Annotated in this window: 27 protein-coding genes, 1 tRNA gene and 2 pseudogenes; 19 read left to right on the forward strand and 11 right to left on the reverse strand. The window is 74.3% G+C overall.

The window, feature by feature from the left end; translation table 11 throughout:
• The first annotated feature begins 195 nt into the window (after positions 1-195).
• Complete coding sequence (locus ABEB06_RS18465; protein ID WP_345697967.1) at positions 196-837, forward strand: RNA polymerase sigma factor; 642 nt, start codon at positions 196-198, stop codon at positions 835-837.
• Entirely contained in the window at positions 834-1,118 is a 285-nt protein-coding gene (locus ABEB06_RS18470; protein ID WP_345697968.1) for a hypothetical protein, read from the forward strand. Before ABEB06_RS18465 ends, ABEB06_RS18470 begins: the two co-directional genes overlap by 4 nt.
• Positions 1,119-1,278: 160 nt before the next feature.
• On the opposite strand, the gene ABEB06_RS18475 is transcribed toward ABEB06_RS18470, so the two are convergent.
• A complete protein-coding gene (locus ABEB06_RS18475; RefSeq protein WP_345697969.1) occupies positions 1,279-2,010 on the reverse strand; it encodes a TetR/AcrR family transcriptional regulator C-terminal domain-containing protein in 732 nt (243 codons plus the stop codon).
• Positions 2,011-2,153: 143 nt separating this feature from the next.
• On the opposite strand from ABEB06_RS18475, the gene ABEB06_RS18480 reads away from it, so the two are divergent.
• Positions 2,154-3,692 carry an MFS transporter gene (locus ABEB06_RS18480; RefSeq protein WP_345697970.1) on the forward strand — a complete coding sequence of 513 codons (1,539 nt, stop codon included), beginning with the start codon at positions 2,154-2,156 and terminating at the stop codon, positions 3,690-3,692.
• Between the two features lie 108 nt (positions 3,693-3,800).
• Positions 3,801-4,712: a helix-turn-helix domain-containing protein gene (locus ABEB06_RS18485; RefSeq protein WP_345697971.1), complete on the forward strand. Its 912-nt coding sequence runs from the start codon at positions 3,801-3,803 to the stop codon at positions 4,710-4,712.
• A 51-nt stretch (positions 4,713-4,763) separates the two neighbouring features.
• On the opposite strand, the pseudogene ABEB06_RS18490 reads toward ABEB06_RS18485, so the two are convergent.
• Positions 4,764-5,246 (reverse strand): annotated as a pseudogene (locus ABEB06_RS18490) (carboxymuconolactone decarboxylase family protein).
• Positions 5,247-5,293: 47 nt separating this feature from the next.
• Between ABEB06_RS18490 and pdxR the strand changes: the two are divergent.
• Both pdxR and ABEB06_RS18500 read left to right on the forward strand, forming a co-directional pair.
• On the forward strand, positions 5,294-6,742 hold the full coding sequence (pdxR, locus tag ABEB06_RS18495; protein ID WP_345697972.1) for a MocR-like pyridoxine biosynthesis transcription factor PdxR: 1,449 nt from the start codon (positions 5,294-5,296) through the stop codon (positions 6,740-6,742).
• Between the two features lie 26 nt (positions 6,743-6,768).
• Positions 6,769-7,155, forward strand: coding sequence for a VOC family protein (locus ABEB06_RS18500; RefSeq protein ID WP_345701894.1), 387 nt, complete (start codon positions 6,769-6,771; stop codon positions 7,153-7,155).
• Between the two features lie 7 nt (positions 7,156-7,162).
• Here ABEB06_RS18500 and ABEB06_RS18505 read toward each other — a convergent pair whose 3' ends face one another.
• Genes ABEB06_RS18505 through ABEB06_RS18520 form a run of 4 tightly spaced genes read right to left on the reverse strand, consistent with a single transcriptional unit; the run spans position 7,163 to position 9,638 of the window.
• Positions 7,163-7,642 (reverse strand): DinB family protein, encoded by a 480-nt coding sequence (locus tag ABEB06_RS18505; RefSeq protein WP_345697973.1) that lies wholly within the window; start codon positions 7,640-7,642, stop codon positions 7,163-7,165.
• Between the two features lies 1 nt (position 7,643).
• A complete protein-coding gene (locus ABEB06_RS18510; RefSeq protein WP_345697974.1) occupies positions 7,644-8,441 on the reverse strand; it encodes a VOC family protein in 798 nt (265 codons plus the stop codon).
• A 48-nt stretch (positions 8,442-8,489) separates the two neighbouring features.
• Positions 8,490-9,089: a hypothetical protein gene (locus ABEB06_RS18515; protein WP_345697975.1), complete on the reverse strand. Its 600-nt coding sequence runs from the start codon at positions 9,087-9,089 to the stop codon at positions 8,490-8,492.
• Positions 9,090-9,110: 21 nt separating this feature from the next.
• Entirely contained in the window at positions 9,111-9,638 is a 528-nt protein-coding gene (locus ABEB06_RS18520; RefSeq protein WP_345697976.1) for a SixA phosphatase family protein, read from the reverse strand.
• A gap of 44 nt (positions 9,639-9,682) precedes the next feature.
• On the opposite strand from ABEB06_RS18520, the gene ABEB06_RS18525 reads away from it, so the two are divergent.
• On the forward strand, positions 9,683-9,838 hold the full coding sequence (locus tag ABEB06_RS18525; protein WP_345697977.1) for a hypothetical protein: 156 nt from the start codon (positions 9,683-9,685) through the stop codon (positions 9,836-9,838).
• A 3-nt stretch (positions 9,839-9,841) separates the two neighbouring features.
• On the opposite strand, the gene ABEB06_RS18530 is transcribed toward ABEB06_RS18525, so the two are convergent.
• A complete protein-coding gene (locus ABEB06_RS18530; protein ID WP_345697978.1) occupies positions 9,842-10,609 on the reverse strand; it encodes an SDR family oxidoreductase in 768 nt (255 codons plus the stop codon).
• A 153-nt stretch (positions 10,610-10,762) separates the two neighbouring features.
• Here ABEB06_RS18530 and ABEB06_RS18535 point away from each other — a divergent pair, with 153 nt between their 5' ends.
• A complete protein-coding gene (locus tag ABEB06_RS18535; RefSeq protein WP_345697979.1) occupies positions 10,763-11,263 on the forward strand; it encodes an FBP domain-containing protein in 501 nt (166 codons plus the stop codon).
• A gap of 12 nt (positions 11,264-11,275) precedes the next feature.
• Here ABEB06_RS18535 and ABEB06_RS18540 read toward each other — a convergent pair whose 3' ends face one another.
• Both ABEB06_RS18540 and ABEB06_RS18545 read right to left on the reverse strand, forming a co-directional pair.
• Positions 11,276-11,794 (reverse strand): YbhB/YbcL family Raf kinase inhibitor-like protein, encoded by a 519-nt coding sequence (locus ABEB06_RS18540; RefSeq protein WP_345697980.1) that lies wholly within the window; start codon positions 11,792-11,794, stop codon positions 11,276-11,278.
• A 53-nt stretch (positions 11,795-11,847) separates the two neighbouring features.
• On the reverse strand, positions 11,848-12,711 hold the full coding sequence (locus ABEB06_RS18545; RefSeq protein WP_345697981.1) for an alpha/beta hydrolase: 864 nt from the start codon (positions 12,709-12,711) through the stop codon (positions 11,848-11,850).
• A 92-nt stretch (positions 12,712-12,803) separates the two neighbouring features.
• Here ABEB06_RS18545 and ABEB06_RS18550 point away from each other — a divergent pair, with 92 nt between their 5' ends.
• Positions 12,804-13,982 (forward strand): hypothetical protein, encoded by a 1,179-nt coding sequence (locus ABEB06_RS18550; protein ID WP_345697982.1) that lies wholly within the window; start codon positions 12,804-12,806, stop codon positions 13,980-13,982.
• Between the two features lie 15 nt (positions 13,983-13,997).
• Positions 13,998-14,450 (forward strand): VOC family protein, encoded by a 453-nt coding sequence (locus ABEB06_RS18555; protein WP_345697983.1) that lies wholly within the window; start codon positions 13,998-14,000, stop codon positions 14,448-14,450.
• Between the two features lie 9 nt (positions 14,451-14,459).
• On the opposite strand, the gene ABEB06_RS18560 is transcribed toward ABEB06_RS18555, so the two are convergent.
• Positions 14,460-16,064, reverse strand: coding sequence for a helicase HerA-like domain-containing protein (locus ABEB06_RS18560; protein ID WP_345697984.1), 1,605 nt, complete (start codon positions 16,062-16,064; stop codon positions 14,460-14,462).
• Positions 16,065-16,187: 123 nt separating this feature from the next.
• On the opposite strand from ABEB06_RS18560, the gene ABEB06_RS18565 reads away from it, so the two are divergent.
• Both ABEB06_RS18565 and ABEB06_RS18570 read left to right on the forward strand, forming a co-directional pair.
• Positions 16,188-16,484 (forward strand): type II toxin-antitoxin system VapB family antitoxin, encoded by a 297-nt coding sequence (locus ABEB06_RS18565; protein WP_014136828.1) that lies wholly within the window; start codon positions 16,188-16,190, stop codon positions 16,482-16,484.
• Between the two features lie 178 nt (positions 16,485-16,662).
• Positions 16,663-17,382, forward strand: coding sequence for a LytR C-terminal domain-containing protein (locus ABEB06_RS18570; RefSeq protein ID WP_345697985.1), 720 nt, complete (start codon positions 16,663-16,665; stop codon positions 17,380-17,382).
• Between the two features lie 75 nt (positions 17,383-17,457).
• Here the strand turns inward: ABEB06_RS18570 and upp are convergent, their stop codons facing one another.
• Complete coding sequence (gene upp, locus ABEB06_RS18575) at positions 17,458-18,093, reverse strand: uracil phosphoribosyltransferase (protein WP_345697986.1); 636 nt, start codon at positions 18,091-18,093, stop codon at positions 17,458-17,460.
• A 129-nt stretch (positions 18,094-18,222) separates the two neighbouring features.
• On the opposite strand from upp, the gene ABEB06_RS18580 reads away from it, so the two are divergent.
• The 7 genes and pseudogenes from ABEB06_RS18580 to ABEB06_RS18610 all read left to right on the forward strand — a co-directional run.
• The gene (locus ABEB06_RS18580; RefSeq protein ID WP_345697987.1) at positions 18,223-18,426 is read left to right on the forward strand and encodes a hypothetical protein; all 204 of its coding nucleotides are present in this window, start codon (positions 18,223-18,225) and stop codon (positions 18,424-18,426) included.
• 251 nt (positions 18,427-18,677) lie between these two features.
• On the forward strand, positions 18,678-19,241 hold the full coding sequence (locus ABEB06_RS18585) for a tRNA adenosine deaminase-associated protein (protein ID WP_345697988.1): 564 nt from the start codon (positions 18,678-18,680) through the stop codon (positions 19,239-19,241).
• Positions 19,242-19,270: 29 nt separating this feature from the next.
• Positions 19,271-19,810, forward strand: coding sequence for a tRNA adenosine(34) deaminase TadA (gene tadA, locus ABEB06_RS18590; protein WP_345697989.1), 540 nt, complete (start codon positions 19,271-19,273; stop codon positions 19,808-19,810).
• Positions 19,811-19,854: 44 nt separating this feature from the next.
• Positions 19,855-19,944, forward strand: a tRNA-Ser gene (locus ABEB06_RS18595).
• Positions 19,945-20,384: 440 nt separating this feature from the next.
• Positions 20,385-20,549: a hypothetical protein gene (locus tag ABEB06_RS18600; protein ID WP_345697990.1), complete on the forward strand. Its 165-nt coding sequence runs from the start codon at positions 20,385-20,387 to the stop codon at positions 20,547-20,549.
• A 99-nt stretch (positions 20,550-20,648) separates the two neighbouring features.
• The gene (locus ABEB06_RS18605; protein ID WP_345697991.1) at positions 20,649-20,942 is read left to right on the forward strand and encodes a Dabb family protein; all 294 of its coding nucleotides are present in this window, start codon (positions 20,649-20,651) and stop codon (positions 20,940-20,942) included.
• A 508-nt stretch (positions 20,943-21,450) separates the two neighbouring features.
• Positions 21,451-22,011 (forward strand): annotated as a pseudogene (locus ABEB06_RS18610) (SigB/SigF/SigG family RNA polymerase sigma factor); the annotation flags it as partial.
• Between the last annotated feature and the right edge of the window lie 107 nt (positions 22,012-22,118).

The following is a 22,118-nucleotide window of genomic DNA, read 5'->3' on the forward strand; positions in this document are numbered from 1 at the left end:
AAGGCTCAGTGGGCCGGGCCGGCCGCCGGGAGAGCGGGTGAATCCTCCGGCGCCTCCCGCTGCTCTTACTGGTACCGGCGAGGCGCCGGAACGAGGAAGCGGAGGCTGTCGTGATCGTTGGTGTGGTCGTCGCGGGCGGACTGGTGCTGCTCTGCACGTGCGTGTTGGTCGTCCGCAAGCGCAGCAGGAGCGGTCGTGGGTGACTCGGTCTGGCCCGGTGAGCAGGTGGTGGTGGCCGCCCAGCAGGGCGACGTGGACGCGCTCGCCGAGCTGGTGGCGGCCTCCCACCCGAACGTACGGCGGTTCGCCCTCTCGCTCTGCGCGTCCCGGGAGGACGCCGAGGACGCGGCGCAGGAGGCCCTGATCGTCCTGTACCGCAAGGTCGGGATGCTGCGGGCGTCCGGGGCGCTGGCCTCGTGGATGTTCCGGATCGTCCGCAACGAGTGCCTGCGGCGGGCGCGGACGGTGCGGCGGAACGCGGCGCCGCCGCAGCACCGGGAAGCCGACGACGTGGTGTCCTCGGCCGAGGAGGAGGTGCTGCGGCGCCTGGAGGCGGGCCTGGTGGCGGAGGCGATCGCGGCCCTGCCGGCGGACCAGCGCCGGGTGCTGGTGATGCGGGACGTACAGGGGCACAGCGGGCGGGCGGTCTCCGACGCGCTGGGTCTGAGCACGGCGGCCATGAAGTCGCGGCTGCACCGGGCCCGCGCGGCGGTACGGGTGGCGCTCGGCCCGGCGGCGGAGCCGTCGTACGCCCCACCGTCCGGCCGGGTGGCGGGGTCGGCGACCGGCCGGGTGGCGGATCGGGTAGCCGGTCGGGCGGCGGGAGGGGAGCGATGAGCACGGCGAAGACCGACCGACCGGACTTCTCCAGCTCCTCCCTCCCCCGCCACCTGGCACGTGGCGCGGCAGGGTTCGGCCTGCTGGTCGGGCCGCTCGCGCTCGTCCCGGTGGCCGGGCCGGTCGTCCTGCTGCTCCTGCCGGCCGGTCTGCTCGTGCTGCGCGGCTGTCCGATGTGCTGGGCGGTCGGACTGGTGCAGACCGTCTCCCGGGGACGGCTGCGGAAGTCCTGCTCGGACGGCAGCTGCCGGCTGACCGTCGACCGCCGGGGGCCGACCTGAGCCACCCCGGTCCGGCCACCCCGCCCCTGGGCGCCACTGCGTCCGGGGGGCGGCCCTGCGCCCGGGGCCGGCCGGACGCGCAGCCGCCCGGAGGCCGAGCGGCTGCGCGTCCGGTCGGCCGGCGCCCTGGGGTCGACCGACCGGTGACGGGTCCGGCGGCTCAGCCCGCCCGCTCCATCCGCAGCGCCAGCCCGTCCAGCACGACCTCCAGGCCGTAGGCGAACTTGGCGTCGCGGATCCCGGCCGGGTCCTGTGCCGCCACCGTCGCGGCCGCGGCGTACGAGCCGCCGAGGTGCTCGTGGCCCGCGGCGGCCTCCTGGGCGGCGGGCATCAGGCGGGCGATGAAGTCGGCCTCGGTCTCGCCGGATCGGGCGACGGTGGTGAGCCAGGCCGCCTCGGTGGTGCTCATGCCGATCGTGTACGAGAGCACGGTGTCGATCGCCCGGTCCGGTTCGGGGAAGCCGACGTCGGCGAAGAGCGCGGCGAGCCGCTCGGAGAACGCCATCAGGTTGGGGCCGAGGTAGGCGAGCCCGGCCTGGCCGAGCACCGAGGCGAGCCAGGGGTGGCGCAGCGCGGTGACCCGGAAGGAGCCGGCGGCCGCGGTGACGTCGGCCCGCCAGTCGGCGCCGGCCCGCGGAACGTGGATCTCGGCGGCGACCTCGTCGACGGCGAGCTCCATGAGTTCGTCCTTGGTGGCGACGTGCCGGTAGAGCGAGGTGGCGCCGGCGTTCAGGCGGGCGCCGAGCTTGCGCATGCTCAGTGCTTCGATGCCGTCGGCGTCCAGCATCGCGACGGCCTCGCGGACGATCGAGGCCCGGCTGAGCGAGGGCTGGTCGGCCTCGCGCCGGCGGCGGGCCCAGACGGACGGGATCGGGTTGCTCTCGGCGGTCATCGGCACGCTCCCGGCTCTGATGCGTACAACGTTCGCATTCAGCGTACACCGATGCCCACTTGCGAACACTGTGCGCAGCTGCGTACATTGTTCGCATCGACGGAACGGTGTACGCAGCCGCCAGACCCGAAGGGGAACCTCCCATGAGCACACCCAGCAGCACCCGCGATCCGCGCCGCTGGTGGATCCTGATCGTGCTGTGCCTCAGCTCGCTCGTCCTGGTGGTGGACGGCATGGCGCTGACCGTGGCGGTCCCCTCGATGACCGGGGACCTGCACGCCACGACCCAGGACACCCAGTGGATCCTCGACTCCTATGTGCTGGTCTTCGCCGGCCTGCTGCTCACCTCGGGGAGCCTCGGCGACCGGTTCGGCCGCCGTAAGGTCATGGTCGTCGGCCTGCTGCTGTTCGGCGCGGCCTCGCTCGCGGCCACCTTCTGCACCGACCCCGGCCAGGTGATCGCGGTCCGGATCGCGATGGGCGTCGGCGGCGCGCTGATCATGCCCTCCACCCTGTCGATCCTGATCACGGTCTTCGACGAGGACGAGCGCGGCCGGGCGATGGCGGCCTGGGGATCGGTGTCGATGCTCGGCCTGGTCGGCTCCCCGGTGCTCGGCGGCGTGCTGATCGACCACTTCTCCTGGCACTCGATCTTCCTGATCAACGTCCCGGTGGTCGCCCTGGCCGTGCTCGCCGCCCTCACCCTGATGCCGGAGTCCAGGGGCCCGTGGCAGAAGCCGGACCCGCTCGGCGCGGTGCTCTCCGCCGCCGGCATGACCGCCCTGGTCTGGTGGATCATCGAGATCCCGCAGCACGGCGCGTTCGGCGGCCGCTCGCTGGTCACCCTGGCCGTCGCGGTGCTCGCCCTCGGCGGCTTCGTGGTCTGGGAGAACGTCACCTCGGCGCCGATGGTCCCGCTGGCGCTGTTCAGGCACCGCAACTTCAGCGGCGGCTCGCTCTCGCTCACCCTGGTCCAGATCGGCAACGGCGGCCTGCTGCTGGTCCTCACCCAGTACCTGCAGTTCGTCCTCGGCTACTCGCCGCTGAAGGCGGGCCTGGCGTTCGTCCCGCTGGCGGTGGCCGCCCTGATCGGCAACGGCGCCGGGGCCGGCCTGGCGGCGAAGCTGGGCCACCGGGTGCTGATCCTGACCGGCATGCTGGTGATGGCCTCCTCCTTCGCCCTGCTGACCACCGTCGGCGCGGGCACCGGCTTCACCGTCCCGGCGGTGGCCCTCGGCCTGCTCGGCCTCGGCGCGGGCCTCGCCATGCCGGCCGCGGTCGGCGCCCTGATGGGCACCATCCCGCCGGAGCAGGCCGGCGTCGGCTCCGCGCTGAACGACACCATCCAGCAGGCCGGCACCGCGCTCGGCATCGCGATCCTCGGCTCGCTGCTCGCCCACGGCTTCGCCGCCGAGATGCCCGCCGGCGCCCCCGAGCAGGCCAAGCAGTCGATCGGCGGCGCACTGGCCACCGCCCAGGGCGACCCCGGCCTGATCGCCACCGCCCGCGGGGCCTTCACCTCCGCGATGTCCACCACCTTCACGATCAGCGCGATCGGCGTCCTGGCCGCCGCCCTGCTCGCCACCCTGGTGATGCGCGACCGCAAGTCCGGCGACCACGGGCCGGGCGCTCCGGAGCAGGCCCCGGACCCGGCCGAGGCGGAGGTCCAGCCCGTCGCCTGAGCCACCGCGTGCACCGTCGAGCGGCCGGTGCCCCGATCGGGGCACCGGCCTTCGGCGTCGCCACCCGGGTACCGTGGAGGAACACCTGTCCGAGGAAGGCTGGGGCCCTTGTCACCTGACGGTCTGTGGAGCATCGGAGAGCTCGCCGAACACGCCGGCGTCACCGTGAAGACCGTCCGTTTCTACTCCGACCGCGGCCTGCTCCCCGACGCCGGCCGCAGCACCGGCGGCCACCGCCGCTACGGTCCCGAGGCCCTCGACCGGCTGCGGCTGATCCGCTCGCTGCGCACCCTCGACCTGCCGGTCCCGGAGGTCGGCCGGGTGCTCGGCGCCGGGGACGCGCTGGACGGCGAGCTCAGCGACGTGATCGCCCGCCGACTGGACGACATCGGCTCCCAACTGACCGCGCTGCGCTGGCGCGAGTCCGCCCTGCGGCTGGTCCAGGAGTGCCCACCCGAGCAGCGCGCCGACCGCCTCCGGCTGATCGGCTCCCTCGCCACCCCGCCGAACACCACCGCGCTCGCCCGGTTCTGGCGCCGGGTGCTCCCGGTCCGGCTGCCCGCCCGGCTGGTCGACTCGATCCTGGACGTCGCGGTGGCCGTGCCCCCGGACGACCCGACCCCCGCGCAGGTGCTGGCCTTCGCCCGGCTGCACGCCCTGGTCACCGCGCCCTGCCCGCCGGGCGGCAACGGCCCGCCCCTGCCGCCGCCCGGCGCGCCCTACCGCCCGGCGGTGCTGTACGACGGCCTCCACGAGGCGTACGCGCTGGCCGTCGCGGAGCTGACCGCGGGCCGCACCCCCGCGGCGGGCGAGGCCCTGGACTGCTTCGTCGCGGCCCACGCCGCCGCCCGCTCCGTGCGGGACACCCCCGAGTTCCGCCACGGCCTCGCCGAGCAGCTGGCCGTCGAGACGGTGATGGACCGCTACTGGGAGCTCGCCGCCGAGCTCGCCGACCCGGAGCCCACCATGGGCGACGCGCACGCCTGGCTCCGCACCGCCCTGGCCGCCCCCGGGCACTGACCGGGCGCTGACCGCCCCGGCCGGCCCGACCGCCCCGGTGGCCGGACCGCTTCAGTGACCGGCGCGCTCGTCCGTACCGGCGGCCTTGGCGGTGGCCGGCGCCACCCGGTTCCAGGTGTTGACGGTGCAGATCAGCGCGATCAGCCGGGCCGGCGTCGGCCGGTCGAACTCGGCGGCCGCCCGGGCGTACACCTCGTCCGGCACCCCGCCGTCGGCGACCAGGGTGAGCGCCTAGGTCAGCGCCGGCGCCGCCTGCTCGGCGGGGCTGGAGAAGTGCCGGGCCTCCCGCCAGACCGCGACCAGGTGCAGCCGGTCCTCGCTCTCCCCCGCCCCGCGGGCGTCGTCGGTGTGCATGTGCAGGCAGTACGCGCAGCCGTTCAGCAACGAGGCGCGGATCTGCACCAGCTCCACGAGTGCCGGGTCCAGCCCCTCGCGGGCGGCGGCGTCGAAGCCGATCAGGGCCTTGAAGGCCCTCGGCGCGGCCTCGGCGAAGTCGACGCGGTCGGCGGTCCGCTCCAGCTGAGCGATCGTCATGCGAACCACGCCAGGCCCCGGATGGACCCACGATAGGGTTCATTCCCATGGCGGAACCATGGGTCAATTCGGCCCAGCGGATCGGTGTCGACCTGCACCTGGAGCTGTCCGGTCCGGGCAGCCGGCGGGCGGTGCTCACGCAGGCGCTGCGCGAGGCCGTCCGGGACGGCCGGCTCGCCGCCGGCACCCGGCTGCCGCCGTACCGCTCGCTCGCCGCCGACCTCGGCCTGGCCCGCAACACCGTCGCCGACGCGTACGCCGAACTGGTCGCCGAGGGCTGGCTGACCGCCCGTCAGGGCTCCGGCACCCGGGTCGCCGAACGGGTCCGGCCGCGTGCGGACCGCGTCCCGGCCCGCGCCCCGGACCGCCGCCGGGCACCCGTCCACCGGCTCGGACAGGGCCAACCGGACGCCGGCTCGTTCCCCCGCACCGCCTGGCTCGCCTCCGCCCGGCGCGCCCTGACCGCCGCCCCCGACGACGCCTTCGGCCCGGGCGACCCGCAGGGCCGGATCGAACTGCGCCGCGCCCTCGCCGACTACCTGGCCCGCGCCCGCGGCGTGCGCGCCGACCCCGAGCGAATCGTGGTCTGCTCCGGCTTCGCGCACGCCCTGCGGCTGCTCTTCGGCGGGGCGGGCGGCAGCGGCGGGGCGGGCGCGGTGCTGCGCGGCCCGCTCGCGGTCGAGGCGTACGGGCTGCCGTTCCACCGTTCGCTGCTGGCCGCCGCGGGGGTCGCCACCCGGCCGCTGCCGATCGACGGGCACGGCGCGCTGACCAGCGGGCTCACCGGGATGCGCGGCGTCCGCGCCGCGCTGCTCACCCCCGCGCACCAGTTCCCCACCGGCGGGCCGCTGCACCGCGAGCGCCGCAGCGCCGCCGTGGACTGGGCGCGGGCCAGTGGCGGCGTGGTGCTGGAGGACGACTACGACGGCGAGTTCCGCTACGACCGGCAGCCGGTCGGCGCCCTGCAGGGCCTGGACCCGGAGCGGGTGGCCTACCTGGGCTCGGTCAGCAAGTCGCTGAGCCCGGCGCTGCGGCTCGGCTGGATGGTGCTGCCCGCCCACCTCGTCGCACCGGTGCTGGCGGTCAAGGGCGAGCGGGAGGCCTGGGCGAGCGTCCTCGACCAGCTCACCCTCGCCGACTTCCTGGAGAGCGGCGGCTACGACCGGCACGTGCGCCGGATGCGGCAGCAGTACCGGCGGCGGCGCGACCAGCTGCTCTCCGCCCTCGCCGAGCACGCCCCGCACGTCACCGTCAGCGGCGTCGCCGCCGGGCTGCACGCGGTGCTCCGCCTTCCGCCCGGCACCGAGGCCGGCACCCTCAAGGCCGCCGCCCGGCTCGGCATCGCGGTGGACGGCCTGGCCCCCTACCGCCATCCCGACGCCCCGCCCGAGCCCACCGCCGACGGCCTGGTCGTCGGCTACGCCACCCCGTCGTCGGCGGCGTACGCGGCGGCGCTGGACGCCCTGTGCCGGGCCCTGCCGCCCGCGATGGCCTAGGCTCGGCGACCGTGATCGATTCCCGCATGCCGGTCCGGATCGCCCGCCCGTCCCGCGACCTCGCGGCCGCCGAGGACTTCTGGGTCGGAGGTCTCGGCCTCGACGTGCTGTGGCGCAGCACCGAGCGGGTGCCCGGCGAGCACGACCTGCTGATGGTCGGGCCCGCCGGGGGCACCTGGCACTTCGAGCTCACCCACGACCCCGACCACCCGCTCGACCCCACCCCCACGGTCGACGACCTCTTCGTCCTCTACCTCGGCGCGCCGGTCGACCCGGCGCTGGTGGAGCGCCTGCTCGCGCACGGCGGCAGCCGGGTCGCCGCCCACAACCCGTACTGGGACGAGTGGGGCGTCACCGTCGCCGACCCCGACGGTTACCGCCTGGTGCTGTGCAGCCGCGGCTGGAACGCCTGACGGCCGGTCACCCCATGGTCTTCTGACCGTCCAGCGACTCCCGGATGATGTCCGCGTGCCCGGAGTGCTGGGCGGTCTCGGCGATGACGTGCAGCAGCACCCGCCGCACCGACCACTTCGCGCCGGGCGGGAACCACGGCGCCTCCGGCAGCGGGTGCGCGAGGTCGAGGTCGAGCTCGCGCACCAGGGCGTCGGTCCGCCGCGCGACCTCCTCGTACCGCTCCAGCAGCGCGGCGAGGGTCTCGCCGTCCATCCGGAACTGGCCCTCCCAGTCGACCGGCTCGCTGCGCATCGCCTCGGCCCCGCCGGTGGCGAACCGCATCCAGCGCTCCTCGACGCCGGCGACGTGCTTGATCAGCCCGCCGAGGCACAGCTCGCTGGCGGTGGTGCGCCGGGCGGCCTGCTCGTCGTCCAGCCCGCGCACGGTGTACCGGAGGAACCCGCGGTGCTTGTCGAGCGTCTCCAGCAGGTCCTCGCGCTCGCCCATCTCAGGCCACGTCCGTCATGGCGGGCAGCTCGCCCTCGACGGTGTCGCCGTCGATGATCGAGAAGGCCGCGCCCTGCGGGTCGACCAGCGAGGCGAACCGCCCGAACGGCATGGTCATCGGGCCGAAGACCAGTTTGCCGCCGGCCTCGACGGCGCGGGCGACGGCGGCGTCGCAGTCGTCGACGCCGAAGAAGACGTTCACGTACGACGGCACCTCGGCCGGGATCTCGGCGGTCATCTCCATCCGCCCGAGCACCGGCTCGCCGCCCAGGCCGAGCACCCGGTAGTCGACGTTGTCGTCGTCCATCTGCTGCACGGAGTACGGGAAGACCGCCGGGAAGAAGCCGTCCGCCTTGCCCGGCTCGCGGGTGAAGACCTCCGCCCAGGCGTACCCGCCGTGCTCGGTGCGCTTCTCGAAGCCCTCGTGGCTGCCGGCCTGCCAGACGCCGAAGAGCACGCCGCCCGGGTCCTGGGCGAGCGCCATGGTGCCGAAGTCACCGACCTGCATCGGCTCCATCAGCACCGTGCCGCCGGCCTCCCGGATCTTCCCGGCGGTCGCGGCGGCGTCCGGCGAGGCCAGGTACAGGCACCACTGGGGGTGGCCCTCCTGGCCGGGCATCGGCGGGACGACGGCGGCGACCGCCTTGCCGTCCGAGTACGCCTGCGTGTAGTTCCCGTACTCCGGCGAGGACTCGCCGAAGGTCCAACCGAGGACCTTCCCGTAGAACTGCTTGGCGCCCTCCAGGTCGGGGAACATCGCATCGGCCCAGCAGGGCATGCCTTCGGGGTGCACGGCCATGGGTCCAACTCCCTGCACGACGGTGTGGAAACGCGGACCCGTGCCACGCTAGCGACTGGGTCCGTCACCTGCCCGTCGAGCCAGTTCGGCGCGCAGCTCGGCCAGGTGCGCGTCGCCGGTGGCGTACGGCAGGTGCTCGACCACGTCGACGAACCGGAAGAGCACGCGGTCGGCGGTGACCGCGTACTCGTAGTCGGCGAAGCCCACCACCGCGCCGCCGGCGCCGCGGGCCGCGCCGCGCACCACGTGGCCGGTCAGCCCGTCGCCGCCCTCGGCGGACAGGCCGCGCCGGGCGTTCGGCCGGGCCAGGTAGGGGCAGACCATCGCCGCGTAGAGCATGCAGGCCCGGTGACCGGGGCCCTCCAGCGTCGCCGCGAGGTTCCGGTACGGCAGGCCCCCGGCCAGGGCGGCGCCGATCGCCTCGCTCTCGGCGGTGCCGACCACCCGCCAGACCGGGCCCCGCTCCATCAGGACGCCGCAGACCGAGCACAGGCGCTCGGTGGCGCAGCGGGCGCTGCGCCCGTGGTCGGTCAGCGCGAACTGCGGCTGCCCGTCCTGCCAGGGCGTGATCGCCGGTACGGGGTAGCCCCGGTCGTCGTGCGGGCGGGCCGCGACCGTCGGGGGTTCGGGAACGCTGTCGAAACGCACCCGGCCACCGTAGCCACCGGGTCAATCGCCCCCGGCGGCGGTGCCCCGCGGGACGGCGAAGGCGGTCAGTTCGGCGGTGGCGGGTGCGAGCGCCGCCCAGCCGGTCGGCACCCGCAGGACGGCGATGCCGGAGGTCGGGTACTTCTCGCGGACCCGTGCCAGCGGCTCGCTCTCCCGCTCGTCCGCGAGCAGCAGCACCAGGTCCCGCACCTCGGGACGGTGGCCGACCAGCAGGGCCGTCCGGGTGCCGGCGGGCAGTTCGCGGAGCACGCCGAGCAGGTCCTCGGCGTCGGCCCCGTACGCGCGCGGGTCCAGCACCACCCGCGGGTCGGCGCCCAGCTCCGGTTGCGCCAGGTCCCAGGTCTGCCGGGTGCGCCGGGCCGGTGAGCAGACCACCAGGTCGGGCAGCACGCCGTGCTCCCGCAGCCACCGGCCGGCGGCCGGCGCGTCGGCCTCGCCGCGGGGGGCGAGCGGCCGGTCCTCGTCGGGTACGTCCGGCCACGCCGCCTTCGCGTGCCGCAACACCACCAAGCGAACGGATTGGTCCATGTACCCAATATGCCCCCGCCGGGGCGTCCTGCCAGCATGGGCACATGACCGTCAGCCTCCGCCTCGCCCTGCTGGGCAAGCGGCTCGGCGTCCGGCCGACCGGCTGGCGGACATCACCGGGCCGGATTCGCTGGTGCGGGTCCGTGCCTTCAAGCAGGCAGGGGGCGAAGCGCGCCGCCCGGGCCGCGGAGGAGGGCTGAGGCTCAGACCGCGGCCAGGTCGCCGAGGAAGGCCTCCCAGCCCCGACCGCCACGCTCGGCGCCGGTCCCGGCCAGGTTGTCGCCGGCCCGGTAGGCGCGGCCGACCTTGCCGGGCACCCGGACGGGCAGCTGCACGCGCCGCCGCCCCCGGGCCGCCAGGTAGCCGGCCGTCAGCTCGCCGAGGGTGTAGACCCGGGGCCCGACCAGGTCGGGGACGAGGCCGGCGGGCTCGCCGAGGGTGAGGTCGACCAGCCGCTCGGCGACGTGGCGGACGTCGACCGGCTCGCAGCGCATCCCGCCGGGCGCGGGGACCACGGGCAGCTTGGCCGCCTTCTCCACGTAGGCCAGCGCGAAGGTGTGGAACTGGGCGGCGCGCAGGGTGGTGTACGGGATGCCCGACCCGGCGACGGCCTGCTCCGCGGCGTGCTTGGAGCGGTAGTAGGCGAGCGGGATCCGGTCGGCGGCGACCACCGAGATGTAGACCAGGTGCCGGACGCCGGCCCGCCGCGCGGCGGCGACCAGGCGGGCGGTGGTGACCTCGTCGCCCTTGGGCCCGCCGGCCAGGTGGAGCACGGTGTCGACGCCGGCCAGCGCCGCGTCCAGGCCGGCGCCGGTGGCCAGGTCGCAGGCGACCTGCTCGACGCCGTCGGTGGCGGGCCGCGGGTGGCGGCTGAGCACCCGGACTTCCCGCCCGGCGGCCCGCAGCAGCGGGACGACCTCCCGGCCGAGGGTGCCGGTGCCGCCGGTGACCAGGATGGGGTCGGTGGTCATGGTCGTGTCTCCGTCTCTGCGTCCTGCCGCGCCGGCCTCGTGCTCGGTGCGCCTGCCGGTACGACGGAGCAGGCCCCGGGTTCGTGACACGGCCCGTGCGGACGGGCCGATATTCGGACGACAGGCGCATACCGGTCGGCTAGCGTCGGCCCAATGCGTGCACTGACCGAGAACGAGATCCGCGAGTCCTTCGTCAACTGCTCCAAGGGCGAGGCCCGCAGGTTGCACGTCCCGCGCGACCTGGCGGTGCTGCCGTGGGCGGACCTGGACTTCCTGGGGTGGCGCGACCCGGGCGCCCCCGACCGGGGCTACCTGGTGGCGGAGACCGCCGGCGGCCTGGTCGGGGTGACCCTGCGGACGCCGAACGTCCGCCGCAGCCTGACCAAGACCAACGTCTGCTCGCTGTGCGTGACCGCGCACGCGGGCTCGGGCGTGGCGCTGCTGACCGCCCGCCGGGCGGGTGCGGCGGGCCGCGAGGGCAACACCGTGGGCACCTACATCTGCGCGGACCTGGCGTGTCCGCTGTACGTGCGTGGGATCCGGCGGCCGGCGACGGTCAGCCGCCCGGACGAGTCGCTGTCGCTGGAGGAGCAGGTCGCCCGGACGGTGGCCAACCTGGACGCGTTCCTCGCCCAGGTGCTGCAGACCGCCTGATCCGCGCGGCCGTCAGCCGGACTTGTACTCCACGGTGAGCATGGCCCGCCCGACGGCGTGCGCGGCGAGCCGGAAGCCGACGGCGGCGGCCGGGGTGTCCCGGGTGACGCCGAGCGAGGCGGTGTCCAGGGCGTGCACCACGAAGACGTAGCGGTGCGCCGGGCCGGGCGGCGGCGCGGCGCCGTCGTACCGGTACTCCGGGAAGTCGTTGCGCACGTGGAAGGCCGTCCCGGGCAGGTCGGCGTCGGTGGCGCCGGCGCCGGTGGCGAGCTCGGTGGTGGAGGCCGGCAGGTCGACCGCGATCCAGTGCCACCAGCCGCTGCCGGTGGGCGCGTCCGGGTCGAAGCAGGTGACGGCGAAGCCCCGGGTGGTCTCCGGGAAGCCGGACCAGGACAGCTGCGGGGAGCGGTTCCCGGCGGAGTAGACCTGCTCGTCCGGCATGGTGGCGCCGTCGGTGAGGTCGGTACTGGTCAGCTCGAAGGCGGGGACCTGCCGCAGGAAGTCGTACGGAAGCGGTGGACGATCGGTCATGACGCTGCCCTTCTCCTCGTGCCCTTGGGGGTTGAGGCGCAGTCTACGGACCGTCAGGCCCCGGTCAGTTCCGCCACCGCCGCGCCGAGCTCGGTGTCCGTCCGGCCGAGGTCGAGCGGCAGGTCGAAGTGGTTGCGGCCCTTCACCACCAGCTCCCGCAGCGCCGTCCCGGTGGCCCGCGCGGCGGCCGCGAACTCGGCCTGCTGGCGGCCGAACTCCGCCGTCTCGTGCTCGCCGAGCGCGATCACCAGCGGCGGCAGGCCGGCCTCGGGCAGGGCGTCCGCCAGCAGGTGCAGCGGGCTGTTGCGGCGGGCGCCGTCGGCGTCCAGGCCGAGCGGCCCGTTGACGTAGCTGAGGGCGATCGGCTCCAGGTCGTAGACGCCGCTGAGCAGCACCGCGCCGGCCACCCGGCCGGCGATCCGCGGGTCGAGCAGGGCCATCGCGACCAGGTGGGCGCCGGCCGAGCTGCCGCTGAGCCAGACCCGGGCCGGGTCGACGCCCAACTGCTCGGCGTCGTCGAGCAGCCGGAGCACGGCGCGGCGGACCTGGTCGACGATCGCGTCGAGGTCCCAGCCGGGCGCGAGGCCGTAGCCGACGGCGGCGAAGGCGGCGCCCCGCCGGACGAGGTCGGGGGCGGCGAAGGCCGAGTCGGTCTTGTCCAGCTCCTGCCAGTAGCCGCCGTGGACGTACACGTGCAGCGGCGCGGGGCCGTCGGCGCCCTCGGCCGGGAAGAAGTCGGTCCGCTCGGGCGCCTCGGGGCCGTACGGCAGGTCGCGGCGCACCGTCAGCTCGCGGTACGCCGACCCGCTGACCGCGGTGGCGTGCGCCAGCTCGGCGCCCATGTCGGCGACCATGCTGCTGGGCGAGTACTCGCGATCGAGCTCCGCCTGCCCGAACCCCCGGTAGACCGCCGCCATGCCGCACCCCTCGCCCAGCCATAAGGTATAGACCATTACGGGGCGCCCGGATAGCGTGGAGGCCCCGCACCACCGTTCTCCGGAGCCGCCCCGTGGAGTCGTCCGTCCTCGCCTTCGCCACCGATCTGCTCGACGAGGGGGCCGACACCTTCTTCGGCAACCTTACCGACCGGGCCGGGGTCGGCGGCGTCACGCTCGCCTCGGTCTACCACGAGGCCCGGGACGTCTTCCCGCACAACCCGCGCCGGGTGATCCGCTACCTGGAGCCGGGCGCCGCGTACTTCCGGCCCGACCCGGCCCGCTGGGCCGGCCGCCGGCTCGCCCCGGTGCCGTCCACCGCGATCGGCGACCGCGACCCGTTCGCCGAGGCCGCCGCGGAGACCCGGCGCCGCGGCCTCAAGCTGCACGCCTGGACGGTCTTCTGCCACAACGACCGGCTCGGCTTCGCCCACCCCGACTGCTCCCCCGCCAACGCCTTCGGCGACCGACACCTCACCGAGCTCTGCCCGGCCAACCCCGAGGTCCGCGCGTACGCCCACGGCCTGGTCGAGGAGCTGGCCCGGTACGGCGTGGACGCGATCCGCGCCGAGTCGCTGCACTTCCACGGCCTGCGCCACGGCTACCACCACGAGCGCTACTTCGAGGAGCTCGGCCCGGTCACCGAGGCGCTGCTCGGCATCTGCTTCTGCCCGCACTGCCGGGCCGCCGCCGACAACGCCGGGGTGGACGCCGACGACGTCCACCGCGCCGTCCGGGACGAGCTGCGCGCCCGGATCGCCGACGAGGAGTGCGCCCTCGCCCCCGCCGCCCTGGACGGCCTCGCCGACGGCGCCGTCGCCGCGTACCTGGACGCCGCCACCCTGACCGTCACCTCGCTCGCCGCCGAGCTCGCCGACGCGGCGGCCGGCCACGGCATGCGGCTGACCTTCATGGACGGCGGCGGGCCCGGCCGGGGCTGGCTCTCCGGCATCGACCTGCCCGCGCTCGCCAAGGCCGTGCCGCAGATCGAGACCCTGGGCTACGCCAGGTCCCCCGAGGACGTCCGCGAGAAGGTCGCCGCCTTCGCCCTGCACGGTGTACGCCCCGAGCAGATGGCCGTCGTCCTGCGTCCGATGGCATCCGACTGCGACGGCCCGGCCAACCTCGCCGCCAAGATCGCCACCCTGCACGAACTGGGCGTTCCCGAGGTCGAGTTCTACAACTACGGCCTGATGCGGCTGTCCTCGATGGACCGGATCGGCGCGGCGCTGGCCCAGCTGTCACACCCCTGAGCGACAGTGGGGGGCATGCCCCTGCACTGGAAGCTCGTCATCGACTGCACGGACGCCCCCGCCCTCGCCGAGTTCTGGGCTGCGGCGCTGGAGTACGAGGTGGAGGACCCCAGCCCGCTGATCGAGCAGCTGCTCGCCGCCGGGCACCTCCCCGAGTCGGCCGTCGTCCACCGCGGCGGCCGCCGGCTCTTCCGCGGCGCCTCCGGGATCCGCCACCCCGAGGACCCGTACGACGCCACCAGCGGGGTCGGGCACGGCCGGCGGCTGCTGTTCCAGGAGGTGCCCGAGCCCAAGTCCGGCAAGAACCGGCTGCACCTCGACGTGCACAGCGGCCCCGCCGGGCCGGACGCGCTGGTCGCCCGGCTGGAGGCGCTCGGCGCGAGCCGGCTGCACGAGGTCGACAAGGGCCCCGCGGGCCGCTGGTGGGTCATGCGGGACCCGGAGGGCAACGAGTTCTGCGCGGCCTGACCCGCGAGGTCAGCGCCTGCGGCGGGAGGTCCCGAAGATGCTGCGGCTGATCTCCCGCCCCAGCTGCGTGCCCGCCGAGCGGGCGAAGGACCTCAGCGCCGGGCTGCTCAGCAGCGAGCCGAGCAGCCCGCCCTCCTCCTTGCGCCCCTTCCGCTCCTCGGCCCGCGGCTCCGGCTCGGCCGCGGGTTCCGGCGCCCCCTCGGGCTCGACGGCCGGCGGGCGGGTCAGCTTCTCGTAGGCCGACTCCCGGTCGACCGCGTCCCGGTACTTCGGGGTCAGCGGCGAGGCGTCCACCGCCGCCCGCAGCGCCGCCGGGTCCACCGGCCCCATCAGCGACTGCGGCGCCCGCAGCCGGGTCGCCGCCACCGGCGTCGGCGCCCCCCTCTCCGACAGCACCGTCACCACCGCCTCGCCGGTGCCCAGCTGGGTCAGCACCTCGGTCAGGTCGTACGAGGACTTCGGGAACGTCGACACCGTGGCCTTCAGCGCCTTGGCGTCGTCCGGGGTGAACGCGCGGAGCGCGTGCTGCACCCGGTTGCCGAGCTGGGCCAGCACGTCCGCCGGCACGTCCTTCGGCGTCTGGGTGACGAAGAAGATGCCGACCCCCTTGGAGCGGATCAGCCGCACCGTCTGGGTGATCGCCTCCAGGAAGGCCTTGGAGGCGCCCTTGAAGAGCAGGTGCGCCTCGTCGAAGAAGAACACCAGCTTCGGCCTGTCCAGGTCGCCGACCTCGGGCAGCTCCTGGTAGAGGTCGGCCAGCAGCCACATCAGGAAGGTGGAGAACAGCCGCGGCCGGTCCTGCACCGCCGGCAGCTCCAGCACCGACACCGTGCCGCGCCCGTCCGCCGCGGTGCGCAGCAGCTCCGCGGTGTCGAACTCCGGCTCGCCGAAGAACGCCCCGGCGCCCTCGTTCTCCAGCACCGTCAACGACCGCAGGATCACCCCCGCGGTGGCCGCCGACAGCCCGCCGATGCCCTTCAGCTCCTCCTTGCCCTCCGGCGAGGTCAGGAAGGAGATCACCGCGGTGAGGTCCTTGAGGTCGTACAGCTCCAGGCCGCGCCGGTCCGCGTAGTGGAAGACCAGGCCGAGCGAGGCCTCCTGGGTCTCGTTCAGCTCCAGCACCTTGGACAGCAGCAGCGGGCCGAAGCTGGTCACGGTGGCCCGGACCGGGATGCCCGCCCCCTGGCCGCCCAGCGCGTAGAACTCGGTCGGACAGCCCTGCGCCGTCCAGTCCTGGCCGACCTCGGCGGCCCGCGCGGCCACCCTGTCGTTCGCCGTGCCCGGCGCGCAGATGCCGGAGACGTCGCCCTTGACGTCGGCGAGGAAGACCGGCACGCCCTGCGCGGAGAGCTGCTCGGCGATCAGCTGCAGTGTCTTGGTCTTGCCGGTGCCGGTCGCCCCGGCGACCAGCCCGTGCCGGTTGAGCACCCCGAGCGGGATCCGCACCTGCGCGTCGGGGTAGGCGGTGGTGCCCTGCAGCGCGGCGCCCAGCTCCAGCGCCGGGCCGGTGAACGCGTACCCGGCGGCGATCTGCAGGACCGCCTCCGGTGGGGCGGCGGGGGTCGTGGCGGGCGGGGTGGTCGGCGCTGCGGCGTTGCGGTCGGGGGTGGTCATCGCGACGGGCTCCCGGGCATAAGGGGATGAAAACGTCATTCCCATCAAAACCTCGGTGCCCGCGCCGCGCAGGTCAGGTCCGGCGTGCTGCGCCCGGTGTGCCCCGAACGGTAGGCTTTCCGTGTGATCTTCAAGCGCATCGGCAACGGACGCCCGTACCCGGATCACGGCCGGACCAGCACCCGCCAGTGGGCGGACGTCGCGCCGCGTCCGGTGCGGCTGGACCAGTTGGTGACCACCAAGGGTCAGCTCGACCTCGAGACCCTGCTCGCCGAGGACTCCACGTTCTACGGCGACCTCTTCGCCCACGTGGTCAAGTGGCGGGGCGACCTCTACCTGGAGGACGGGCTGCACCGTGCGGTCCGGGCCGCCCTCCAGCAGCGCCAGGTCCTGCACGCCCGCGTGCTGGAGATGGACTGACCGCTCGTCATCCCGACCCCGGGCCGCTCACCGGCGGCGCGGGTACATCCTTTCGAGTGCCCTCGTACTCCAGATGATGATCATTTAGTACCTTCGCAGCGTAGTCGCACTAATCTGCTGACAAGGCCGCGTCGCGGTCCTCGGAACCCGCCCCGGCACCTCTTGGGGGAGACAGACCATGAGCATGTTGACTCCCCAGGGCTTGAAGGGGAAGCAGTACCGGATCACCGGCAACTCGTACCCGCGTCTCGGCCGCCCGCCGCGCCGCAGCCGCAAGGTGCTGGCCGCGATCGGCGGCGTCCTCGCGCTGGCCCTGGTGGCCCTCGGCGGCGTCCAGCTGTTCGACATCTTCACCGGCAAGGGCAAGAACGCCACCGCCCAGGCCTGCGCGACCCCCGCCGCCTCCGGCAAGCCGCTCGCCGCTCCCGTCCCGTCCGGCTCGGCCGGCGCCCCGGCCGCCTCGGGCGCACCGGCCGCCGCCTCGGGCGCCGCGGCCCCGGGCGCTCCGGCCGCGAGCAGCACCGCCGTGCCCCAGCCGCAGGCCGTCACGGTCAACGTCTACAACGCCACCGACAAGTCGGGCCTGGCGGCACGGACGGCCGAGGAGCTCAAGAAGCGCGGGTTCACCGTGGGCAAGGTCGGCAACGCGCCGTCCGCGCTCGGGAAGGTGCCCGGCACCATCCTGGTGGTCAGCGGCCCCGGCGGGCTCGGCGCCGCGACCCTGCTGAAGTCGCAGGCCTCCGGCGCCACCGCCACCGAGGACACCCGCGCCGACGCCACCGTCGACTTCGTCATCGGCGACACCTACGCCGCGCTGCTCGACCCGACCCAGGCGGCCGCCGCGCTCGCCGAGGCCACCAAGCCGGTCACCCCGACCTCGGCCCCGGGCAGCTGCTGACCGGAGGCGAAAGCGAGAGGGGAGCCCCGTCGGGGCTCCCCTCCTGTTCTCCGTGCGGGCCGCGTTGCGTGCGGTTCAGCCCGCGGTGCCGTAGAGGCGGTCCCCCGCGTCGCCGAGGCCCGGGACGATGTAGCCGTGCTCGTTCAGGCGCTGGTCGAGCGCGGCGGTCACCACGGTGACCGGCTGGCCGGCGAGCTCCTTCTCCATCAGCGCGACGCCCTCCGGCGCGGCCAGCAGCACCACCGCGGTGACGTCGGTCGCGCCGCGCTCCAGCAGCATCCGGATCGCCGCCACCAGCGTGCCGCCGGTCGCGAGCATCGGGTCGAGCACGTACACCTGCCGCCCGGACAGGTCGTCCGGCATCCGGGTCGCGTACGTGGACGCCTCCAGCGTCTCCTCGTTGCGGACCATGCCGAGGAAGCCGACCTCGGCGGTCGGCAGCAGCCGGGTCATGCCGTCCAGCATGCCGAGGCCGGCCCGCAGGATCGGCACCACCAGCGGACGCGGGTAGCTCAGCCGGGTGCCCTGGGTGACGGCGACCGGGGTGGTGATCTCGACCTCGTCGGTGCGGACGTCCCGGGTCGCCTCGTACGCGAGCAGGGTCACCAGCTCGTCGGTGAGCCGCCGGAAGGTCGGCGAGTCCGTGCGCTCGTCGCGCAGGGTGGAGAGTTTGTGGGCGACCAGCGGGTGGTCGACGACGTGGAGGCGCATGTACCCGACGATAACGGCCGCGAGCACGTACGTACGACTCGCCGCGTCCGGCCCCGCCCTTTGTGTCAATGACCGAAGCATCGTCCGCGCTGTGGTATCAAGCGGACACTTCTGGGAAAGTCGGACTCTATGAAGAGCAACCCGGTGATCGGGCCCGGCTCGACAGACGAGTCCCAGCCCAAACCTGAGACCGAGGCGGAGCGGCGCAAACGTCGCGCCGTGTTCCTCCGCGAGCTCACGGAGGCGCGCGAACTGCGCGCCCGCGTCCAGCCGAGACGGACCAAGGAGCGTCGGATGCGCGAAGCGATGCGGATGCGAACCTTCCGGATCTGACCCGCCATCCGGCCCCTCCACGCCCTTCCGGCGGTCCTCCACCGGCGTTTTGCCCGCCTTCGGCCGCCCCCCGGCCGACCATTCCGACACGACCTGCGAAGACGCGGTGCCGAACACCCCCCGCAGCGGCGGGCTTTCTGTCACGATGCGGTGGGACGGTCCGAACAGCGGACCGCCTGCTGGCGCGGGGGCGGCCGGACCGCACCCGCCCGAGATGCCGACAGCCGAGACCAATCTTGGGAGTGTCCCTGGTGGCGTACTTCGCTGCAGTGCTTGCTCGCACCGGTGCCGGGTGGGATGTGAGCGAGACGGAACTCGACGACGTGGAAACCCTGGCCGACCTTGCCGACCTGGCCCGCGAGGCCGCGGAGGACGAGGACACCGTCCTGGTCTTCATCGAGCAGGAGGACGCGTGGTTCGCGGTCGTCCGGGTGGACGGTGAGGACGATCCGCGGATCTTCGTCTCCGATGCCGCCGCGGCCGCCCGCAGCTCCTACGGCGCCGTCCTCACCGACGAGCTGATCGAACAGGACGGCGAGGCAGACTTCGACGACCTCGACAACCTGGTGGCCGAACTCGACGACGAGGACGCCGCGTCCGGCGCCGACGAGGACGACGAGGACGCCGCGGGCACCGCGACCGGCCTCGGCGCCGCCCCGGTCGGCCCGCTCGGCGACTCCGAGATCCTCGCCGAGTACGGCCTCGGCGCCGGCGACCTGATGGCCCTCGCCGGGGAGGGCGCCGACTCCGGCGACGCCCTCGCCGAGATCGCCGAGGCGCTCGGCTGCGGCGAGGTCCTGGAGGCCGTTCGGTAACGGCGGCACCGGTGCCCGACACTGGGTCCATGCAGCCCGCTCCCGCCCCGACCGCCGCCGATCTCGACACCACCGGGATCCGGCCGCTGCCGGCCCCGGTGCGCCCCGATCCGGTCCGCGACCGGTGGACCGGCCTGATGCGCCTCGCCATGGACGAGGCCGCCCGGGCCACCGCCACCGGCGACGTACCGGTCGGGGCGCTCGTGCTCGGGCCCGACGGCAGCGTGCTCGGGCGCGGCCACAACGTCCGCGAGGCGGTCGGCGACCCCACCGGCCACGCCGAGGTGGTCGCCATCCGGGAGGCCGCCCGCGCCGTCGGCGAGTGGCGGCTCGGCGGCTGCACCCTGGTGGTCACCCTGGAGCCCTGCACCATGTGCGCCGGGGCGATCGTGCTCTCCCGGATCGACCGCGTCGTCTACGGCGCCCTCGACCCGAAGGCCGGCGCGGCCGGGTCGCTCTTCGACGTGATGCGCGACAACCGCCTCAACCACCGCCCCGAGGTCGTCCCCGGCGTCCTCGCCGACGAGTGCTCCGCCCAGCTCCTCGCCTTCTTCGACACCCACCGCTGATACGGATTTCGTCCCACCGCGACCCGTCCGGTAGAGTCTCCCTCGGTAGCGTGTCCGAGCGGCCAAAGGAGCACGCCTCGAAAGCGTGTGTGGGGGCAACTCCACCGTGGGTTCGAATCCCACCGCTACCGCCAGCATTCCGAAGGGCCCCGACCGGAGACGGTCGGGGCCCTTCGGCGTTCCCGGGGAACGGGAGTGGCTCGTGGAGCTGCGCGAGTTCCGGGCGGAGGGGAGACGAAGGGTGGGGGCGCCCGTCCCGGGGGGACGGACGGGCGCCCTGGCGGAGGTCCCACTACCGGTGCCGCGTCAGGGGGGAAGCCGCGGCACCGGTCCCACAGCGGGGACCTCCGGACCCACGCACCGGGGATTCCTGCCAGATCCTCGGTACGTCAACCATCCTGCCGGGGCGGCGGGGCGGGCACATCCGGAGAAAGGCCTCTGCGGGGAGGACCTTCGTCCCGGCGGGTGAACAGGGTGCTCACGGCTTGGGCCGAACGGTGGATAAGCTGCGCGCAGCAGGAGGGGCGCCCGGGGACAAGGCGGCGGCCCGCGCCAGGGAAGGCAGGCCCGTTCGATGGCTCAGGCGAAGAAGATCGGCACGTGGCTCCTGCTCATCTTCGTCATCTACACGATCATCACCTCGCCGCAGCGGGCGGCGGAGCTGGTCCAGTCGGGCTTCGTCGGCATCTCGGACGCGGCGAAGGCGGTCGGGACGTTCATGACCGGGCTGGTGTCGTAGCGGGCCCGACCGGATGGTGGGCAGCGGCGCTGGGCGGCGGGCGCGGGCGGTTACGGTGGCGGGGTTCGACAACCCTCACCATCCGCGAGGAGCGGCACCGTGATCCGACACCTGGTCCTGTTCAAGCTCAATGAAGGCGTCGCCAAGGACGACCCGCGCGCGCTGGCCGGCGCGAAGGCGTTCGAGGAGCTGGGTGCGCTGATCCCGGAGCTGCGCGAGTGGGAGTGCGGCTGGAACACCACCGACCGCGACATCGCATACGACTACGCGATCAACAGCCTGGTCGAGGACCGCGAGGCGCTGGTCGCGTACCTCGGCCACCCGGCGCACCAGGCCGCCGCCGGGCAGTGGCGCGAGTTCGCCACCTGGGTGATCGCGGACGTCGAGGTCTGAGTCCGGCATCACCCGGACGGCCCAGAAGTCGCACACGCACGACCCTTGCAGCCCCTCGCCGATGACCGTGGCGGGGGGCTGCGGTGCGTCCGAACGCCGAATCGACGGTCCGTCAACACGCCTCGGCGTGGTGCTTGCCCGGCTACCGAGCAACTTGTGATGCTATGACCGGTTTTGCCGGATATGGCGACCCGCGACGGCAGCGAGGTGGTGAGCGCGGCCCGACCAGCAGACAGGCGGCGGCCTCTTGATCACAGGTTCGACTAGGGAGGGGTGACGGTCCGTGCGGACACAGGACAGCGCACCGGAGGACGGGTTGGCGCAGGAGCTGAAGGACGAGTCGGCCGAGGAGCTGACCGCCCGCCGGCCCGGCGCGGCCGGTGCGCGTGGTTCGGTGGACGTGCGGACGCTGACCCGGGTGCTGTTCGAGCGGCTGGCCGAACTGCCCTCCGGCGCCCCCGAGCGGGCCCGGGTGCGGGCCGCGCTGATCGAGATCAACATCCCGCTGGTGCGGTACGCCGCGACCCGCTTCCGCAGCCGCAGCGAGCCGATGGAGGACATCGTCCAGGTCGGCACGATCGGGCTGATCAACGCGATCGACCGGTTCGACCCGACCCGGGGCGTGCAGTTCCCGACGTACGCGCTGCCGACCATCCTCGGCGAGATCAAGCGCTACTTCCGGGACAACGTCCGCACCATGCACGTGCCGCGCCGGCTGCAGGAGCTGTGGGTGCAGGTCAGCAGTGCGATGGAGGAGCTGACCGTGGTCCACGGGCGGGCCCCCAAGGTGCCCGAGATCGCCGCCAACCTGCGGATCCCCGAGGAGGACGTGCGGGCCTGCCTGGATGCCGGGCGAGCGTACAACGCCGCCTCGCTGGAGGCCGCGCAGGAGCACGAGGGCGGGCTCGCCCTGCTCGACCGGCTCGGCTACGAGGACTCGGCGCTCGCCGACGTGGAGCACCGCGACATGGTCCGCCACCTGCTGGTGCAGCTGCCCGAGCGGGAGCGCCGGATCATCATGCTGCGCTTCTTCGCCAACCTCACCCAGTCGCAGATCTCCACCGAGCTGGGGATGTCCCAGATGCACGTGTCCCGGCTGCTGTCACGGATCCTGACGCGGCTGCGGACCGGGAACGCGTGGGAGGAGTGAGGCGCGGCCGCGCGGCAGTCGCTCCG

Origin of the sequence: Kitasatospora terrestris (genome assembly GCF_039542905.1) — a bacterium.
GTDB lineage: Bacteria > Actinomycetota > Actinomycetes > Streptomycetales > Streptomycetaceae > Kitasatospora > Kitasatospora terrestris.

What these genes read in the sequence shown, in the direction of transcription:
- ABEB06_RS18470 (WP_345697968.1), top strand. Translation starts at nt 834, where the DNA reads ATGAGCACGGCGAAGACCGACCGACCGGACTTCTCCAGCTCCTCCCTC.
- ABEB06_RS18475 (WP_345697969.1), bottom strand. Translation starts at nt 2,010, where the DNA reads ATGACCGCCGAGAGCAACCCGATCCCGTCCGTCTGGGCCCGCCGCCGG.
- ABEB06_RS18480 (WP_345697970.1), top strand. Translation starts at nt 2,154, where the DNA reads ATGAGCACACCCAGCAGCACCCGCGATCCGCGCCGCTGGTGGATCCTG.
- pdxR (WP_345697972.1), top strand. Translation starts at nt 5,294, where the DNA reads ATGGCGGAACCATGGGTCAATTCGGCCCAGCGGATCGGTGTCGACCTG.
- ABEB06_RS18500 (WP_345701894.1), top strand. Translation starts at nt 6,769, where the DNA reads ATGCCGGTCCGGATCGCCCGCCCGTCCCGCGACCTCGCGGCCGCCGAG.
- ABEB06_RS18505 (WP_345697973.1), bottom strand. Translation starts at nt 7,642, where the DNA reads ATGGGCGAGCGCGAGGACCTGCTGGAGACGCTCGACAAGCACCGCGGG.
- ABEB06_RS18510 (WP_345697974.1), bottom strand. Translation starts at nt 8,441, where the DNA reads ATGGCCGTGCACCCCGAAGGCATGCCCTGCTGGGCCGATGCGATGTTC.
- ABEB06_RS18520 (WP_345697976.1), bottom strand. Translation starts at nt 9,638, where the DNA reads ATGGACCAATCCGTTCGCTTGGTGGTGTTGCGGCACGCGAAGGCGGCG.
- ABEB06_RS18525 (WP_345697977.1), top strand. Translation starts at nt 9,683, where the DNA reads ATGACCGTCAGCCTCCGCCTCGCCCTGCTGGGCAAGCGGCTCGGCGTC.
- ABEB06_RS18530 (WP_345697978.1), bottom strand. Translation starts at nt 10,609, where the DNA reads ATGACCACCGACCCCATCCTGGTCACCGGCGGCACCGGCACCCTCGGC.
- ABEB06_RS18535 (WP_345697979.1), top strand. Translation starts at nt 10,763, where the DNA reads ATGCGTGCACTGACCGAGAACGAGATCCGCGAGTCCTTCGTCAACTGC.
- ABEB06_RS18540 (WP_345697980.1), bottom strand. Translation starts at nt 11,794, where the DNA reads ATGACCGATCGTCCACCGCTTCCGTACGACTTCCTGCGGCAGGTCCCC.
- ABEB06_RS18545 (WP_345697981.1), bottom strand. Translation starts at nt 12,711, where the DNA reads ATGGCGGCGGTCTACCGGGGGTTCGGGCAGGCGGAGCTCGATCGCGAG.
- ABEB06_RS18555 (WP_345697983.1), top strand. Translation starts at nt 13,998, where the DNA reads ATGCCCCTGCACTGGAAGCTCGTCATCGACTGCACGGACGCCCCCGCC.
- ABEB06_RS18560 (WP_345697984.1), bottom strand. Translation starts at nt 16,064, where the DNA reads ATGACCACCCCCGACCGCAACGCCGCAGCGCCGACCACCCCGCCCGCC.
- ABEB06_RS18570 (WP_345697985.1), top strand. Translation starts at nt 16,663, where the DNA reads ATGAGCATGTTGACTCCCCAGGGCTTGAAGGGGAAGCAGTACCGGATC.
- upp (WP_345697986.1), bottom strand. Translation starts at nt 18,093, where the DNA reads ATGCGCCTCCACGTCGTCGACCACCCGCTGGTCGCCCACAAACTCTCC.
- ABEB06_RS18580 (WP_345697987.1), top strand. Translation starts at nt 18,223, where the DNA reads ATGAAGAGCAACCCGGTGATCGGGCCCGGCTCGACAGACGAGTCCCAG.
- tadA (WP_345697989.1), top strand. Translation starts at nt 19,271, where the DNA reads ATGCAGCCCGCTCCCGCCCCGACCGCCGCCGATCTCGACACCACCGGG.
- ABEB06_RS18600 (WP_345697990.1), top strand. Translation starts at nt 20,385, where the DNA reads ATGGCTCAGGCGAAGAAGATCGGCACGTGGCTCCTGCTCATCTTCGTC.